The organism is Nonomuraea deserti, from assembly GCF_004348685.1.
In the GTDB taxonomy this organism is placed as follows: Bacteria; Actinomycetota; Actinomycetes; order Streptosporangiales; family Streptosporangiaceae; genus Nonomuraea; species Nonomuraea deserti.
Map to the genome: position 1 here is coordinate 1 of NZ_SMKO01000076.1, position 15,722 is coordinate 15,722.

17 protein-coding genes are annotated in these 15,722 nt (G+C 69.5%); 11 read left to right on the forward strand and 6 right to left on the reverse strand.

Going from position 1 to position 15,722, the window contains the following annotated elements; translation table 11 throughout:
• On the reverse strand, window positions 1-212 hold a 212-nt coding region (locus E1292_RS25730), incomplete at its 3' end, for a hypothetical protein (RefSeq protein WP_132597778.1).
• Window positions 213-811: 599 nt separating this feature from the next.
• Here E1292_RS25730 and E1292_RS25735 point away from each other — a divergent pair.
• From E1292_RS25735 to E1292_RS25745, 3 genes are read left to right on the forward strand one after another with little or no spacing between them, the layout of a single operon-like run.
• Entirely contained in the window at window positions 812-1,900 is a 1,089-nt protein-coding gene (locus tag E1292_RS25735) for an AAA family ATPase (RefSeq protein WP_132597779.1), read from the forward strand.
• Window positions 1,897-3,234: a vWA domain-containing protein gene (locus E1292_RS25740; protein ID WP_132597780.1), complete on the forward strand. Its 1,338-nt coding sequence runs from the start codon at window positions 1,897-1,899 to the stop codon at window positions 3,232-3,234. Before E1292_RS25735 ends, E1292_RS25740 begins: the two co-directional genes overlap by 4 nt.
• A complete protein-coding gene (locus E1292_RS25745; RefSeq protein WP_132597781.1) occupies window positions 3,231-4,001 on the forward strand; it encodes a hypothetical protein in 771 nt (256 codons plus the stop codon). The genes E1292_RS25740 and E1292_RS25745 overlap by 4 nt, the downstream gene beginning before the upstream one ends.
• A gap of 77 nt (window positions 4,002-4,078) precedes the next feature.
• On the opposite strand, the gene E1292_RS25750 is transcribed toward E1292_RS25745, so the two are convergent.
• Both E1292_RS25750 and E1292_RS25755 read right to left on the reverse strand, forming a co-directional pair.
• Window positions 4,079-6,262, reverse strand: a complete 2,184-nt coding sequence (locus E1292_RS25750; RefSeq protein ID WP_132597782.1) for a bifunctional SulP family inorganic anion transporter/carbonic anhydrase — start codon at window positions 6,260-6,262, stop codon at window positions 4,079-4,081.
• 139 nt (window positions 6,263-6,401) lie between these two features.
• Window positions 6,402-7,007: a WD40 repeat domain-containing protein gene (locus E1292_RS25755; protein ID WP_132597783.1), complete on the reverse strand. Its 606-nt coding sequence runs from the start codon at window positions 7,005-7,007 to the stop codon at window positions 6,402-6,404.
• Between the two features lie 531 nt (window positions 7,008-7,538).
• On the opposite strand from E1292_RS25755, the gene E1292_RS25760 reads away from it, so the two are divergent.
• Window positions 7,539-8,360, forward strand: a complete 822-nt coding sequence (locus E1292_RS25760) for a nitroreductase/quinone reductase family protein (protein ID WP_132597784.1) — start codon at window positions 7,539-7,541, stop codon at window positions 8,358-8,360.
• A gap of 250 nt (window positions 8,361-8,610) precedes the next feature.
• On the opposite strand, the gene E1292_RS25765 is transcribed toward E1292_RS25760, so the two are convergent.
• The 3 genes from E1292_RS25765 to E1292_RS25770 form a co-directional block, all read right to left on the reverse strand.
• On the reverse strand, window positions 8,611-9,264 hold the full coding sequence (locus tag E1292_RS25765; RefSeq protein ID WP_132597785.1) for a polysaccharide deacetylase family protein: 654 nt from the start codon (window positions 9,262-9,264) through the stop codon (window positions 8,611-8,613).
• A 225-nt stretch (window positions 9,265-9,489) separates the two neighbouring features.
• Window positions 9,490-9,648, reverse strand: coding sequence for a hypothetical protein (locus E1292_RS51345; RefSeq protein WP_165974738.1), 159 nt, complete (start codon window positions 9,646-9,648; stop codon window positions 9,490-9,492).
• A gap of 17 nt (window positions 9,649-9,665) precedes the next feature.
• Window positions 9,666-10,238: a dihydrofolate reductase family protein gene (locus E1292_RS25770; protein WP_132597786.1), complete on the reverse strand. Its 573-nt coding sequence runs from the start codon at window positions 10,236-10,238 to the stop codon at window positions 9,666-9,668.
• A 72-nt stretch (window positions 10,239-10,310) separates the two neighbouring features.
• Between E1292_RS25770 and E1292_RS25775 the strand changes: the two genes are divergently transcribed.
• From E1292_RS25775 to E1292_RS25805, 7 genes are all read left to right on the forward strand, one after another.
• Complete coding sequence (locus E1292_RS25775) at window positions 10,311-10,883, forward strand: TetR/AcrR family transcriptional regulator (protein ID WP_132597787.1); 573 nt, start codon at window positions 10,311-10,313, stop codon at window positions 10,881-10,883.
• 597 nt (window positions 10,884-11,480) lie between these two features.
• Entirely contained in the window at window positions 11,481-11,798 is a 318-nt protein-coding gene (locus tag E1292_RS25780) for a hypothetical protein (protein ID WP_132597788.1), read from the forward strand.
• Window positions 11,799-11,841: 43 nt separating this feature from the next.
• Window positions 11,842-12,084, forward strand: a complete 243-nt coding sequence (locus tag E1292_RS25785) for a hypothetical protein (RefSeq protein WP_132597789.1) — start codon at window positions 11,842-11,844, stop codon at window positions 12,082-12,084.
• A gap of 206 nt (window positions 12,085-12,290) precedes the next feature.
• Window positions 12,291-14,231 carry a RiPP maturation radical SAM C-methyltransferase gene (locus E1292_RS25790; protein WP_246090333.1) on the forward strand — a complete coding sequence of 647 codons (1,941 nt, stop codon included), beginning with the start codon at window positions 12,291-12,293 and terminating at the stop codon, window positions 14,229-14,231.
• The gene (locus E1292_RS25795; protein ID WP_132597791.1) at window positions 14,228-15,169 is read left to right on the forward strand and encodes a TauD/TfdA family dioxygenase; all 942 of its coding nucleotides are present in this window, start codon (window positions 14,228-14,230) and stop codon (window positions 15,167-15,169) included. The genes E1292_RS25790 and E1292_RS25795 overlap by 4 nt, the downstream gene beginning before the upstream one ends.
• Before the next feature lie 33 nt (window positions 15,170-15,202).
• On the forward strand, window positions 15,203-15,415 hold the full coding sequence (locus E1292_RS25800; RefSeq protein WP_132597792.1) for an MbtH family protein: 213 nt from the start codon (window positions 15,203-15,205) through the stop codon (window positions 15,413-15,415).
• Window positions 15,415-15,708 carry a hypothetical protein gene (locus E1292_RS25805; protein ID WP_132597793.1) on the forward strand — a complete coding sequence of 98 codons (294 nt, stop codon included), beginning with the start codon at window positions 15,415-15,417 and terminating at the stop codon, window positions 15,706-15,708. Before E1292_RS25800 ends, E1292_RS25805 begins: the two co-directional genes overlap by 1 nt.
• The last annotated feature ends 14 nt before the right edge of the window (window positions 15,709-15,722 follow it).

Sequence of the window (15,722 nt, forward strand, 5' to 3'; positions counted from 1 at the left end):
GTGCCACGGGCGGGGATCGTCACCTTGACGGCTTGCCGGGGGGCGGACGGGCTCGCGCGGTAGACGACCCTTTCGGCGTGTACGGCATTGACGCCGTCGAGTTCCTGAGGTTCGTCGCTGTTGTTGACCAGGGTGAGGTAAAGGCCCAGGTCGTCACCGGCCTTCTGCTGATCCATCGGCGGGGCCAGGATGTGGACGTGCAACAGCTGCATCGCACCAACCCGCCCATCGACCAGGCCCTCCCGGTTCCGGGTGGATTGCGGTAGAGGGGACTCCCGTTGAGCAGGGTTACAGGCTTGGGAGTACTGACAGCAGCCAGATCGACAGCAGGAGGCGAAGCGATGCCCGCCATGCACCAGTCGCCGCGTCCCGATGTGTTGTGCTCATACCGCGCTTCCCTGTGATGTGCGGGGCTGCTCTGGTCAGGCCGTGGTGAGGTCAGTGCCGTGGTCCGGCGAACGCGGCACGCACGGAACGAACCGTGCGCCGCGAAGGCGGCTGCCGAGGGCCGTACCCGAGCCGCCGGTCGGCCCGGCTTCCATGCGTCGTCAATTTTGGTTGACGCCTGGACGATCGTCAACCTAGGATGACGGCGTGGAGCCGACCGCGTCGCAGTGCTCGCCCAGGCAGTGAACGCCGACGACCCGATCGGCTCGCTCGCCGCCGTCGCGAGCTCCGCCATGAGCTGGCGGCGGTGTCGGTCCGCCGGGCGCGGACCGACAGACACCACACCAGACGTCGGCGGTCACGGCTCGACGTTCCGATACGTGCTGCCCGGAAAAGATCCGGACGGCCGGCGAGGAGGACGCTAATGGCGCCGCCATCAGTGACACGAGAAGCTCTCGCAGTCGCGGTGACAGCCAATCTGCCGGTCATCGTCTGGGGTGCGCCGGGTACCGGCAAGACGTCCGCGGTGACCGCGCTCGGCGCGGCCGGCGGTCTGCCGGTCGAGGTGGTGGTCGGCTCGATCCGCGAGCCCAGCGACTTCTCCGGGCTGCCGGTGCTGCGTGAGGGCAGCACCTGGTTCGCGCCGCCGCGATGGGCCGAGCGACTCGCCGCCGAGGGCGGCGGTCTGCTGTTCCTCGACGAGCTGACCACCGCGCCGCCGGCCGTGCAGGCCGCCATGCTGCGGGTGGTGCTGGAGCGCACGGTCGGCGACCTGGTGCTGCCGGACGAGGTGCGGATCGTGGCCGCCGCCAACCCGCCGGAACAGGCCGCCGACGGCTGGGACCTGTCCGCGCCGCTGGCCAACCGGCTCATCCACCTGAACTGGACGGTCACGGCCGAGGATATCGCCGAGGGCTTCGCCGGCGGTTTCCCCGTGCCGGAGTACGACGTGAAGGACACAGCCGGGCCCGCCGCGGCGGCCGGCGCGCGGGCGCTGGTCGGGGCGTTCCTGCGGGTGCGGCCGGAACTCGTGCTGGCGGTGCCCGACAGTCCCGACCGGGCGGGCCGCGGCTGGCCCAGCCCGCGCAGCTGGGAGATCGCCGCACGGGCGATCGCCGCGTGCGAGCACCTGGGCGCCGACGAGCCGGTCCTGGCCGAGCTGGTGCTCGGCGCGGTCGGTGAGGCGGCCGGGTTCGAGCTGCTCTCCTGGCGCCGCAACCTCGACCTGCCCGACCCGGAAACGTTGCTGAACGACCCCCAGGCACGCCTGCCGGAGCGGCTCGACCGGCTGCACGCCCTGCTCGGCGCGGTAGTGGCGTACGTGCAGGCGGACGGCACGACCGACACGTGGGAGCGGGCGTGGGCGGTGGTGGCACGGGTCGCGCGCACGGCACCGGATGTGGCGGCGACCGCGGCCCGGTCGCTGGCCCGCTCCCGGCCCGAGGGCGCGACCCTGCCCGAGACGATGCTCGAACTAGCGCCGGTGCTGCGCTCAGCCGGGCTCATGCGATGAACGCCGACGGCCCCCGTACTCCCGCCTACGAAGAGGCGGTGCGCGTCAGGATCGCCACCGCGCGACTGCGGGCGGCGCACCAGGCGCCGTACCTCGCCTCGGCCGTCTTCGCCCTCAACCCGGTCATCCTGGAACCGGCCCTGGACGAGGACACCGGCGCGCCCGTCGCCGACCCCGGCTTTCGCGCCTTCCCCGCCGACACCCGGTGGAACCTGTACGTGGAGCCGGGGACCGCGCTGGCCGCCCCGGTCGAGGAGGTCGCCTGGTGGATGCTCCACCAGGTGGGTCACCTGGTGCGCGGTCACGCCGCCCGCTCACCGGTGCGGCCGGAGCCGGGCCACGAGGCGGGCCACGCCGCCGGCGACGTCCGCGACGAGGAGGCCCACCGCTGGAACCAGGCCGCCGACGCCGAGATCAACGACGACCTGGAGGCAGAGGACCTGCGCGGCCCGGCGGGCGTGGTGTCGCCCACCGACCTGGGCCTTCCCGCCCATCGCACCGCGGAGGAGTACGTGCCGATGCTCGACGTGCTGGCCGACGCGATGGGCCGCGGCGGGCAGGCGCTGGCCGAGGCGATCGACTGCGGCAGCGCGGTGGACGGGCAGGAGCGCACGTACGCGGACAGCGCCTCCGGAGAAGGGCTCACCCAGCTTGACCGGGAACTGCTCGAACGCTCCATCGCGGCGGGCATCCAGGACCGCATCAGCGCGCGCAGCGAGGTGCCGTCCGGGTGGCGCCGTTGGGCCGAGGAGCGCCTGCGTCCCTCGGTGAACTGGCGGGCCCGCCTGGGCGCGACGATCCGGCGTGGGCTGAGCACGGTGGGCGGGCAGGTCGATTTCAGCTATCACCGCCCGTCGCGCCGCGCCGGCGCGTACGCCGACATCGTGCCGCCGTCGATGGTGCGCGCGGTCCCGGACACGGTGCTGGTGATGGACACCTCCGGCAGCGTCGGGAACGACGTGCTGAACCGGCTGCTTGCCGAGGTGACCGGGATCATCGACGGCGTGGCCGGTCCCAACCGGCGACTGCGGGCGTTCTGCTGCGACGTCCACCCGCACCCCGTCCAGGTGGTGCGCCGGCCGAGCGACGTCGAACTGGTCGGTGGCGGCGGCACCGACATGCGGGCCGGCATCGCCGCGGCGATGGCCCTGCGGCCCCGCCCCGACCTGGTCATCGTGCTGACCGACGGCGAGACGCCGTGGCCCGAGCAGCGCCCTGCGGCGCAGGTGGTGGTCTGCCTGATCGGCGATGGCGGGCATGCGCCCGGCTGGGCGTCCGTGGCCCGCGTCCCGGCGGACGTGCCGTGGCGGGTGCCGGCGAAAGGAGAGTCATGACGACGGGCTACGCCGACGAGCCGAGCCCCGAGCCGCTGCACGAGTGGCGGCGACGCGGTTTCACCATCGCCGAGGCCCGGCGGTGGATCGACGACGGCTTCTCGATCAACGACGCGGAGCGGTGGCGCAAGTCCGGCGTCTACACGCCCGCCGACGCGCGGCCGTGGCGCACCGCCGGAGCCACCCCGTACACCGTGGATCTGTGGCTGCGGGCCGGCATGACGCCGAGGGACGCGGTGCAGTGGCGCGAGCTGGGCTATCCGCCCGAGGAGGCGGCCGACCGGCATCTCGCCGGGGAACGTCCCCACCCGCGGGGCCGGCTGTGGCGGCTGCTGCACCGGGGCGAGAGGCGGGATGGCGCGTTCGCCGACGAGGAACGCTCCGGCGACATGCGGGAGCTGCTGCGGATGGGTGTCCCGCCGGGCCGGGCGCGCGCCTATGTGGAGGCGGGCTGGACGGGCGCCGACGCGGTGGAGTGGGCGAAACGCGGCATCGACGCGGGGCAGGCACGGGTCTTCGCAGCGCTCGGCCTGTCCGCCCGCGAGGCCGAACGAGTGCTCGCGTCGGGGCAGGACGCCATTTCCCTGATGACCGAGTTCTGGCGCGCCGGGGTGCCGATCGACGAGACGGCGGCCTGGCGTGCGGCAGGTTTCACCGGCGAGGAGGCGGCCCGGATGCGGGCCGGGGGCACCGACGTCGAGCAGGCCAAGGTGTTGCGGGCATTGATCGAGGGCGACGGGTCCGGACCGGCAAGGGGAGAAGCATGAGCCGATCCGGAGGCTGGAGGCATCCCCTCACCGGGTAACCCCGGTGTGTCGCTCACCGGGGCCATCTCAGAAGGTCTTCAAGCCGTCACGGCCGGCTCCGACGCGGCGGGTGGGAGGGCAGGCACTACGTGCACCTGTGCGGAGGCGATGTCGAAGTAGAGACCGACCAGCTTCAGCCGTCCGGCTTTGACCTGCTCATCCACCCTGCGGTAGGTCCTCAGGTTCTCCAGTTGTTGCTGGACGTTCAGCCTGCAGAGCGCGTCCAGCGGGTCGTCGAGGTGGCCGTCGGCGAGCCTCGTCAGGCTGGAGTCGCCGTGCTGGAGCCAGCGGTGCAGCTGGGGCAGGTCGGCCGTGGCCGCGGGGGCCCCGAGCAGCGCGGCCATCGCGCCGCAGCCGGAGTGGCCGCAGACCGTGATGGTGTGGACGTTCAGCACGCGCGTGGCGAATTCGATGGCGGCGGCCACCGAGTCGTCGGCCGGGTCGGAGCCGGCGCACGGCACCAGGTTGCCGATGTTGCGCACGGTGAACAGATCGCCGGGGCCGCTGGAGGTGATCAGGCTCGGCATGATCCGGGAGTCGGCGCAGGTGATGAACAGGTGGGTCGGCTGCTGCCTGGTGGCCAGTTCCATGAAGATGGGCCGCACCAGCGGCGCGGTACGCCGGTGGAACTCCTCGGCCCCCCGGGTGAGCTGGCATTCGATGGCGGTCATGGCCGCATCACCGCGGCGGTGGGCCCAGGGCAGCCACCAGCGTCCGGCCGGCTTGGGCGGGCTCTTGGCCGGGGACATGCGGGTGCCGCTGGCGGCCAGGGCGTACCACTCGTCGTGCAGCTCGTCGATGGTGACCGTGCCGCCCAGGCGTTCGTGGTCCAGCCGCCAGGAGTGCAGGGCCTCGAAGGCGGCGTTGTCCATGAAGTCGATGTTCAGGTCGAGGTCCACGGCGGCGCCCGCCGGAATGGCGCGCAACTCCTGGGTGAGGCGGGGCACGCCGAGGAAGGTGAGCGAGCCGGACACGGTGGCGTTCAGGCGGCCGTCCGGCTCCTCGCGCTTGTCGACGGTCACCCGGGTCAGCCGGCGCAGGGCCAGCAGCGCGGCCAGGGCCAGCCCGGCCAGCACGCCCTCGGCCAGGCCGATCAGGATCACGCCGGTCATGGTGACCAGATAGACGGGGACCTCGTTGTGGCCGTGCACCTTCCTGATGTGGCCGAGGCTGATCGTTTTGATGCCGGTGAAGACCAGCAGGGCCGCCAGCGCCTCCATCGGGATGAGCTGGATCGTTCCACCGAGGCAGAGGGCGAACAGCAGGACCCAGACGCCGTGCAGGACGGCCGACCAGCGGCTGCGCGCGCCCGCCCGGACGTTGGTGGTGCTGCGTATGATCACGCCGGCCACCGGAAGCCCGCCGAGGAAGCCGCTCACCACGTTCGCCGCGCCCTGCCCGGACAGTTCGCGGTCGAGGTCGGCGCGGCGGCCGGTGTGCATGCTGTCGGTGGCCACGCAGCACAGCAGCGACTCCGCGCCGGCCAGGAGCGCGATCAGCAGGACGGCCCCGGCGATGTGCTGCCAGTCGCCGTGCGGCAGCTCCGGCGGCGCCCACCCGTCGATCGCGCCGGACAGGTCGATGCGGGTGACGTTCCAGCCGAACACTCCCGCCGTGCCGGCGGCCACGAGCAGCGCCGCCAGCGGGGCCGGGATCGCCCGGACGTGCTTGGGCAGCCGGCCCCAGACCAGCAGGACCGTGACGGTGAGCACGCCGACCATGACCTTGTGGCCGTGCATGGCGATGATCTGGCCGGGGAGCTGGGTCAGGTTCGCCAGCCCGGAGTGCTGCGGACTGCCGCCCAGCACCACGTGCAGCTGGGCGAGCGCGATGATGATGCCGACGCCGGCCAGCATGCCGTGGACGACCGCGGGCGAGATGGCCAGCGCGGCGCGCGCCGCCTTGAACGCGCCCAGCAACAGCTGGACCCCGCCGGCCAGGATGGTGATGAGGCAGGTGGCCCGCCAGCCGTAGGTGTGCACCAGGCCGGCGATCACCACGGTCAGGCTCGCCGTCGGCCCGCTCACCTGGACGGGTGAGCCGCCCAGCAAGCCGGCGACGATGCCGCCTGCTACGGCGGCGATCAGCCCGGACGCGAGCGGCGCTCCGGCGGCCATGGCGATGCCCAGCGACAGGGGGACCGCGACGAGGAAGACCACCAGCGAAGCTGGAAGATCATGGCGTAGCGTGCTAAAGACGCTACTCTCCGTAGTCAGTTTCATGCGGCATACTTTAGTGACGCAAGCCCTGCACCCTCTGGCGCTGCAGGAGTGCCGGACGCTGCCGGCTGGGCCACGGGATCGCTGACGAGGGGCCGCGCCAGCCGCCCCCTCCTGACACCTGCCGGAGCGGAGCCCTGGCTCAAGGTTCGGGCGGCGCCGGGGTGTTGACGAACACGGCGATGTCGCGGTCGAAACAGACGATGACGTGCCCGTCCGCGCTGATTGCCACCCCTCTTACGGGTTTGGGGAAGTGCAGGTCGGATCCGACTTGCCGGCGGGTGGTGAGCTTCCACACGCGTACCGTCTGATGGCTGGTGGTCGCAGCGATGGGTTGACCGTCCACTGTGGCGGCGGCAACCGCTCCTGTGGCCTTGCTGGGAAGGTCGCCGAGGGCGTTGCCCGTGGACAGGTCCCAGATCGTCACGGGGTCCGAGCTGTTGCGGCTGGCGATGACCGCGGCCGGCCGATCGCCGATGGTGGTGACGGCGAGGTCGTGCACGGATTCGGCGTGCTGGTCGGCGGGAGAGGTCGTGGTCGGCGGGTCGGTGGTGAGGTCGAGCACCCTGAGGCCGCCGTCGTGGGCGAGGGTCAGGGCGACCGGTCGGCCGTGGAGGGTGGTGGCGCCGACTGCGCCCGTCCAGCGCCGCCCGTCGGCACGGGATGCATCGATCTCTTCGCCTGTGTTCAGGTTCCACATGCGGATGGTTTCGTCGTAGCTGGCGCGCCGCCGTGACGACAGGCCCACATCCGTACCGTGCGATCGTCGCCGGCGGAGAGGCCACCGGTCGCCCGTCCACCACGGTCGTCGCGATCGCGCGCGGGAGGGAGAGGTGGTCGCAGCCATCGACACCGGTGCGTGACGCTCGGCCGTAACATCGGCAACGAACTCGTCATCGGACGTGCCACGCCGCCATCGGGCAGTCCCTCAACGCCCTGGGCCGGCGAGAAGAAGGGTACGCACACCTGAGAGATGGCCTGGCGATTCTTGAACGGTTGGGTGCGCCAGAAGCAGAGGATGTTCTCACGCTCCTCGCCACGGTGGAATGAAGAGACCCGTCCGCTATCCGGCGGCGGTCAAGTGTCCACTCACTGCCCTGCACTTCCCGCTGTCCACCTTGTCGGCGGGTGTAGTACCGTGACCCGCGTGACTGCCGGGTCGGCCTTGGGCCACGCACCAGAGAGCAGCCCGGCTGACGTTTGATCGCCGGACGGGCCCGCGGCCCGCCGTCTTCTTCTCCATTCAGTACGACACGGCAGACAGCACCAATGGAGAAGAATGGATTTCAACAAGCAGGTCATCGACGAGTTCCGCGCCAACAACGGCCAGGTCGGTGGCTATTTCGAGGGAGCGCGACTGCTCCTGCTCACCACCACGGGCGCCCGCTCGGGCAAGCCGCACACGACCCCGCTCGGCTACCTGCCCGACGGCGGTGAGCGCATGCTGGTCATCGCCTCCGCCGGGGGAGCGCCGAACAACCCGGCCTGGTATCACAACGTGAAGGCCAACCCGCGCGCCACCGTGGAGACTGGCGTTCTCATCTTCGATGTCGAGGCGGAGGTCCTGGAGGGTGCCGAGCGTGACGTGGCGTTCGCCCGCGCGGTGGAAGGCGACCCCGGCTGGGCCGACTACCAGGCCAAGACGACGCGTACCATCCCGGTCGTCGCACTTCGCGTGGTCGGTCCGCCCCGGGGCAGCGCACCGTCGGGCGGTGCGTACCTCACGTTGGTGCACGACGGCTTCCGCCGCGAACTCGCGCTGATCCGCAAGGAGCTGTCCGATGCGGAACGGCCAGGCCTGGGCGTGCAACTTCGCATCAACTGCCTGACCGTCTGCCAGGGGCTGCACCATCACCACACGGGCGAGGACACCATGATGTTCCCCGGCCTGGCCGAGCGGCACCCCTCGCTCGCTCCGGCCCTGGAGCGGCTGGCCGAGGAGCACGAGCGCATCGCTGCGCTCCTGGAAGAGCTGAAGCAGGCCCTTGCTCGAGAGGATCCGCTGAAGGTACGGGCCGAGATCGAGCGGCTCGTCGATGAGCTCGAAGCGCACCTGACGTATGAGGAGGAGCAGCTGATCCCGATTCTCGACCTCGCCTGAAGCTTGAGGGGGAAACGATCCCGAACCTGCCGGGATGCGATCGTCGCCGCCTGACTGAACACCCGGCTCAGCGGCACTCGTGAACACCCCACCGGGAAGATGCGGGTGAGAAGGGTCTTCGGAGCGATCCGAGGGCTCTTTCTCATGTCTGGAAGTCGACGAACACCCTCATCGGCCGTAGCCGGTGCCGGTGGACGGCTTCCGTGACGCCGGCGCCCGGGTGCCCGACGTGATCGGCGATGTGCTCAGGTCAACGACGTTGCACAGCGAGCAACTCCGAGACCGTGACGAATCGGTATCCCTGGTCACGGAGGCCAGTGATCAGGTCTTTGATGGCTTCGCGAGTGTTCTGCCCGCTGCCGTACCAGGGGTGGAGCAGGATGATCGATCCTGGTCTGGTCTGCTCGCGCACGGCCGCGACGATCTCGACGGCGGTCGGGCTCCTGCCCGAGTCCGGCTCCACGTCCCACATCACTGTGCGCCTCCGGTTGCCGGCCAGACACAGCGGTAGCACCAGCAGTTCCTTGCCCGTCGGCGGACGGAACAGGATCTCGCCGCGCTGCCCCGCCTTCCGGATGGCCGCATCGGTGCGTTCGATCTCGCTCGCCACGGTGGCGGGGGAGACGAAGACCATGCGCCGGTGGGTGTAGGTGTGGTTGGCGAGCTGATGGCCTGCGGCGACCGGCGCCTGCGCGTCCTGTGCCCGGGCCTCGACCTGGGCGCCGACGACGAGGAACGTCGCGCGAACGCGCTGCTCGGCGAGGACGTCGATGATCTCGTGGGTGTGCTCGTCAGGGCCGTCGTCGAAGGTCAGGGCCACGACCTTCTCGTCGGTCGTCACGCGGTGGGTCAGTTCTCCCGCCAGCTGGAACGTCCGGGCGTTCATCAGCTGGTACAGGCCCATCGCTCCGACGAGGAGGATGGCGAGAAGGGGCAGGAGGAGCTTGAGCCATCTTCCTCGTACGGTCGTTGCGGCTGCGTCCGTGGGCGATCATGGAATCACGAGCCAGGGCACCCGGACGCCGCGCTCACACAACCGTGGGCGGGAGCCGTCCACGCGACGGAGGCCGGCTGGCATGCTCCTGGCCCCGGAACTGGTCGGGCCCCTCAAGGTGCCGTGCCCGCCCGCTCAATACCCGCGGCGGCGAGGGGCGGCGGTCGGGCGGCGGGAGAGGATGGTCCGGCCCGTGGGCTTGAGGTCGCGCGCCGGGTGTTCGTGCCGGTGCGGCGATCGGGGCCGGTGGTCGGCCCTGGCCTGGTCGATCGAGGCTGGGAGTTTGATATGCATGCCTTCTCCTTGCGGTTCTAGGCCCTGCTGAGCCAGGTGACCTGGGCGCCGTTGTCGAAGGACTCGCGCCGGGCGGGAGTGAACAGGGTGGGGCGGAACGGTCCGGAGAACATGGGGATGCCCGTGCCCGCCACCACGGGATAGCTCTTGAGGATGATCTCGTCGATCTCCGGGAGCAGGGAGGCGGCGAGCTTGCCGCCGCCGCAGAGGTAGATGTCCATGCCGGTGTCCTCGGCCTTCAGCCGCCGGACGAGCTCGATCGGGTCGCCCGTCTCGACCTGCACCATCGGGTCGTCGATCGTCAGCGTGCTGGAGACGACGTACTGGCGCAGGTGGGAGTACGGGCTGGTGGTGGGGACGTCCAGGGCTGGCTCGTAGGTGCCGCGGCCCATCACCAGCGTGTCGAAGACCTTGTTGGGGGCGTCCTCGAGGCCGACAAGCCTGCGGATGTGGGTGGGGAGCGTCTCGGGATAGCGGAGGTTGATCCAAGCGGCCATCTGGTCCGACACGGGGTAGAAGTCGAACTCGGCGTTGGGGCCCGCGATGTAGCCGTCAAGCGAGACGCCGATGTAGTAGACAAGCTTCCGCATACGGTTTGGCTCCTGATGTAGTACTCTGCTTGAAGTGCTTTGAAAGTAGTACTACAACTGGAGTGGTGTCAAGTGCGGAGAAATCCGGAGCGGCGGCAGGCGCTGATCGACGCGGCCATCGAGGTGCTGGCCAGGGAGGGAGCGCGGGGGCTGACCTTCCGGGCCGTCGATGCGGAGGCGGCCGTGCCCACGGGCACGGCGTCCAACTACTTCGCCAACCGCGACGACCTGTTCACGCAGGTCGGCGGACGCATCTATGAGCGGTTGCTGCCCGACGAGGCCGCGATCGCCCGCAGCAGGGAAGGCGTGCAGGACGAAACCCGCTACGCCGAGCTCATGCACGAACTGGTGGATCGGGTCTCCGCCTTCAACTCCGGCTACCTGGCCCTGCTCGAGCTCCGGCTGGAGTCCACGCGGCGTCCCGAGCTGCGCGCCGTGCTGACCAAGCGCATCCGCGAGGACATCGACGCCAACATCGGCTACCACGCCGCTTCTGGCCTGCCCGGCGACTCGACCTCGGTGGTGCTCCTCTACCTCACTCTCAACTGGCTCATCGTGGAGCGGCTGACACTGCCCGACATCTTCAGCGAGCAGGAGATCCACGATCTGGTGGACGCCGCCGTGCGCAGATCGCTGAATGCCTGACGCGTGAGGCCACCGGGCAGATCCGGGAAACGATCACGCCTCTGGCGGGAAGCGATCTTCGGACTGGTCCTGTCCCGCCAGGTCATCCACTCTCGTGAAACCCCCGTCGGGCCGTGTTCACACCGCTCGAGGTGCGCCAGGCCCGGTCGCGGCGTGTAGACGGAGCCGACGACCGGCTGGCCACCGACGGCCGGGACCGCCTCCCGATCCCCGGCCAACGGCCGCGAGGAGCATCGCACGCTGAAGGCGCTGACCGTCGAAGCCGGGCTGCTCACTCCTACGCGACCTCGCCGTCGGCACCCTGCGCCTGCCCGGCGCGACCAACCTCGCCCAGGCCATCCGGCACCTCTCCCGAGCCGCCACCTGCCCGCCGGCTGTCCTCGGGCTCTCGTGATCAGCGGAATTCTCCGGCGTCCTGGGGTCATCGTCAAATGTCCGGTCGATGGCCTGGTTATGGCAGCTCGTATTGACCTAGAGTCCCGGAGAAAGGCGTTCGGCGACAACGGCAAGTAAACGCAAGCGGCCGAATCGCCCGACTCGGTTACCTGACCTGCATGCTGTTCCCGGTCCGAGATGTAGAAAGGGGCCCGATCTGTCATGAGCGTTCTGAAGACTATCGCCGTTGCCGGAAGCCTCGCGGTGCTCACATTGGGCATGTCCGCTCTGCCGGCCGCAGCCACCGCGGAAGCCGTGGGATCGGCGCCGCAGTCGGCACAGGAATGTCTGGCCTACCTCAACAGCCAAGGTTATGCGACGACGCCGGCCAGGACCGACGCCTGTAACTCACTCGTCCATGCCTTCTGTATCGAGATTCTCGAGGACAGCCAGGTGGCCTCGGCCCACGCCGCGATCGCCTGCGATCTCGCCCGAGGCCGCGACTCGCTCGCGAACCGCTCGCGCACTCCGGCGAGCTGAAGCAGTCACCGCGCACAGTGAGACAGAAAGAAGGAGGCAATCGATGATTCGACGGGCCATCGCACTGGCCATGGCCGCCCTGACGGCGTCCATCCTGCTCTTGACCCTGTCCGGCACCGCCCATGCAGCCGAGAAGCTGGAGCGGTTCACAACGAAGTCCGCCTGCATGGACGCCCTGTACGATCTCAAACCCAGCGTGCCCGGTGTGCCGTTGAGCTGCGAGTACGAGCCCTGCTGCGAAGCGGGCTCGGGCGTCTTCCCCTGGGTGTTGTACGCCGGTTACTGATCGGCGCTCCAGACGAACCGCCGGCCGCCCGCTCTCGACATGGTGACGAGAGCGGGAAAGGCCCGGGTGACCTTTCGTTTTCCGGTATTCGGCGTCCGCCGTCGTGCCGTGCGAGCCGGGCCCGGCAAGCTGCCGATCCTTTCTTGAGACGTGGTTTCTTACCGCTCCCCGAGGGTTTGCCTATGTTGAGAATGGCCCTTGTCAATATGCCCTTCGCCGACTGGAATCGGCCTTCGTTCGCGTTGAGCCAGCTTGCCGAGTCGCTCCGGTGTGAATTCGGCTCCGCGATCGAAGTCAGTGTGCACTACCTCAACCAGGATTTCGCCGAGTACTTCGGCGCCAAGCTGTACGAGCAGATCTCGTTGAACCACGACCACGTCGACACCGGCCTGGGCGACTGGTTGTTCCGCGACCTGGCCTTCCCAGGACAGCAGGACAACGCCGACGACTATTTCTCCAGGTTTTATCGGGGCGAAGGCTGGCGGGAATTCCGCGAGAACATCCTGGCGCGCCGCGACGGCCTCGGAACGTTGTGCGCGACGCTGGTCGACGAACACGGCCTGGCTGAGGCGGACGTTGTCGGGTTCAGTTCGATGTTCACCCAGAACGTCCCGAGCATGGCCGCGGCCCGGCTGGTCAAGGATCGTAACCCGGCCGCTCTGACGCTGCTGGGCGGCGCCAACTGCGAATCCCCCATGGGCGCCGTCATCGCCGAGCAGGTCCCCGTCATCGATTACGTCTTCTCCGGGCCGGCCCTCCAGACCCTGCCGAAACTGGTCGAGAACGTCCTGGCGGGGCGTCCGGAGGCGAACTCGCAGATACCGGGGATCCTCACCCGGGCCAACTGCAAGGAACCGAGATTCCGGCGGGCCATCGGCGGCAACAGGGACATCAACGACGTCATCGTGCCTGACTTCAGCGCGTTCTTCGACGCGCTGGACACCCATCCAGAGGTGCGGGAAAACGGTGAGGCGAGCCCCATGCTCTTCTTCGAGACCTCCCGGGGCTGCTGGTGGGGAGAGCGCTCGCACTGTACCTTCTGCGGGCTCAACGGCCAGAGCATGGCCTACCGGTCCATGGACGCCGGCCTCGCGATCGAACAGTTCCAGAGGCTCTTCACCTTCGCCCCCCGGTTCCCCCTGCTCTTCTGTACCGACAACGTCATGCCCCGGCACTACCCGCGCGAGGTCTTCGACCACCTGGAGACGCCGCCCGGTGTCTCGATCTACTACGAGGTCAAGCTGCCGCTGAGTCGCGATGATCTGCGGCGGATGGCCAGGGCCGGCGTCAACATGGTGCAACCGGGGATCGAGGCGCTCTCCAGTTCGACGCTGAAGCTCATGGGCAAGGGAACCACGTCGTTCCACAACCTGCAGTTCCTGAAGCACTGCCGCGAGTTCGACATCTTCCCCGACTGGAATCTGCTGATCGGGTTCCCGGGCGAGGACCCGGAGGTCTTCCCGCACTATGCGAAGCACATGCCGAACCTCTCCCACCTGCCTCCGCCGCACGGCGTGTACATGGTCAGGTTCGACCGATTCAGCCCCTATTTCAACCGGCGTGACGAGTTCGGGCTCGATCTGTGGCCGGTCGACTACTACCCCTTGATCTATCCGTTCGACCAGGAATCGCTGTTCGACCTCGCCTACTTCTTCTCCGATCAGAGCCTCGGGAAATACGCGATCGAGGCCGTCTCGTGGCACGACCGGCTGCGGGAACTCGTCGCCGGGTGGCAGCGGGAGTGGTCGGGGACGGCCGGGCCGGTGGGGGAGCTCCGTCTGGACGGAGATCCCGCCGGAGGCTGGTGGATCGAGGATTCACGGCGGCGGGAGTCGCCCGCCCGGCATCAGGTCGACGAGGACATGGTCCGGCTGCTCCGCCGGCTGGCGTCACCGACCAAGCCCGGGCGGCTGGCGTCGGAGTGGCCCACGGGCCCCGCGGACCTGACCCGCCGGCTGCGCTGGCTGGAGAGCCATCGTATGGTCTTCGAAGAGGGCGGCAAGACGCTCAGCCTGGTGATCGGGGCCCTGGACGACCAGCCCGAGGCCACGCCGGGAGACCCCGGCGGACCGGAGACGGGCGGGCGGACCCTGCTGCCCGTCATCGCCGAGCGGGCCGCCACGTCCAGAGAAGCCGTTCAGCCATGACCGGGCCGGAACTGCCGCTGGTGGTGCAGGCCGACGACGGCGCACCGGCACATGTCACCGAGATCCTCGCCGACCGCGGGCAGGAGCTGCGCGCGGCCCTGCACCGGCACGGTGCGGTGCTGCTACGCGGGTTCGCCGTCCGGGGCGTCGACGGCCTGGACGCCGCCGTCAGGACGTTCTCCGGAGCCCCGCTGACCTATACCGAGCGGTCCTCGCCGCGCAGGGTGATCAAGGGCAACATCTACACCTCGACCGAATATCCCCCCGACGCGGAGATCTTCCTGCACAACGAGAACTCCTACCAGGCCCACTGGCCGGGAGTCCTCTACTTCCTCTGCCTGACCCCGCCCGACTCGGGCGGGGCGACCCCGCTCGCCGACACCAGGCGGGTGTACTCCGAGATCGATGAGTCGGTACGCGAGGAGTTCGAGCGTCGCCGGTGGATGGTCGTCCGCAACTATCACGAGGACGTCGGTCTGCCTTGGCAGGAAGCCTTCGGTACGTCCGATCGAGCAGAGGTGGAGCACCACTGCGCCAGAAACGGGCTCGGCGCCCACTGGATCGGAACCACCGGGCTCCGTACCGAGGCCGTCCGTGATGCGGTGCACAAGCATCCGGCGACGGGCGTGCCGGTGTGGTTCAACCACATCACCGTGTTCCACGTGTCCACCCTGCCGGCAGCCGTCCGGGCCGGCCTCCTCGACATGTACGGAGCGGACCGGCTGCCGAGCAACACCTATTACGGCGACGGCGCGGACATCCCCGTCGAAGTACTGGATCACCTGCGCGCCTGCTACCGGTCGGCCAGCACGCGTTTCGACTATCACCGCGACGACCTGATGATCATCGACAACATGCTGGCCGCGCACGGCCGCGAGCCGTTCACCGGTCCGCGCAAGATCGCGGTCGCGATGGCGGAGCCGGCCGGCCGGCTGTGACCCGAATCGATCCGCGTATGGAAGGGATGGCACGTGGCGGACCACGAGGACGACCGCACGTATGTGGTCGTGATGAACCACGAGGAGCAGTACTCGATCTGGTCGGCGGACATGGACGTCCCGGCCGGCTGGACGCCGGTCGGACACCGCGGTAGCCGCGAGGAGTGCCTGGAGTACATCGAACAGGTGTGGACGGACCTGCGGCCGCTGAGCCTCCGCAGGCAGATGGCGGGAGAAGCCCACTGATGTTCGTCTACTGCCGGGCTTACCGTCTGGGAGAACTGCGGGCCTTCGAGGGCTGGGCGGACAGCGCGGCGTCCGCCCAGCTCTCCGACGACGAGATCGTGTATCTCACCGACGAGTTCACCGTGCTGCGGAGCCCGGTGGTCGCCGATGAGGCGCCCATCCGGGCCGACGACACCCCGGAGTGGCGCGAGTTCTGCGCCTCCGTCGTGAATTTCCAGCCTGACGACCACGACCCCGCCGACGACTTCCACCCTGCCGGGGCGAACGGCGGCTCAGCACGAGCCGATCGGTAGGGACGGGGAGGAGA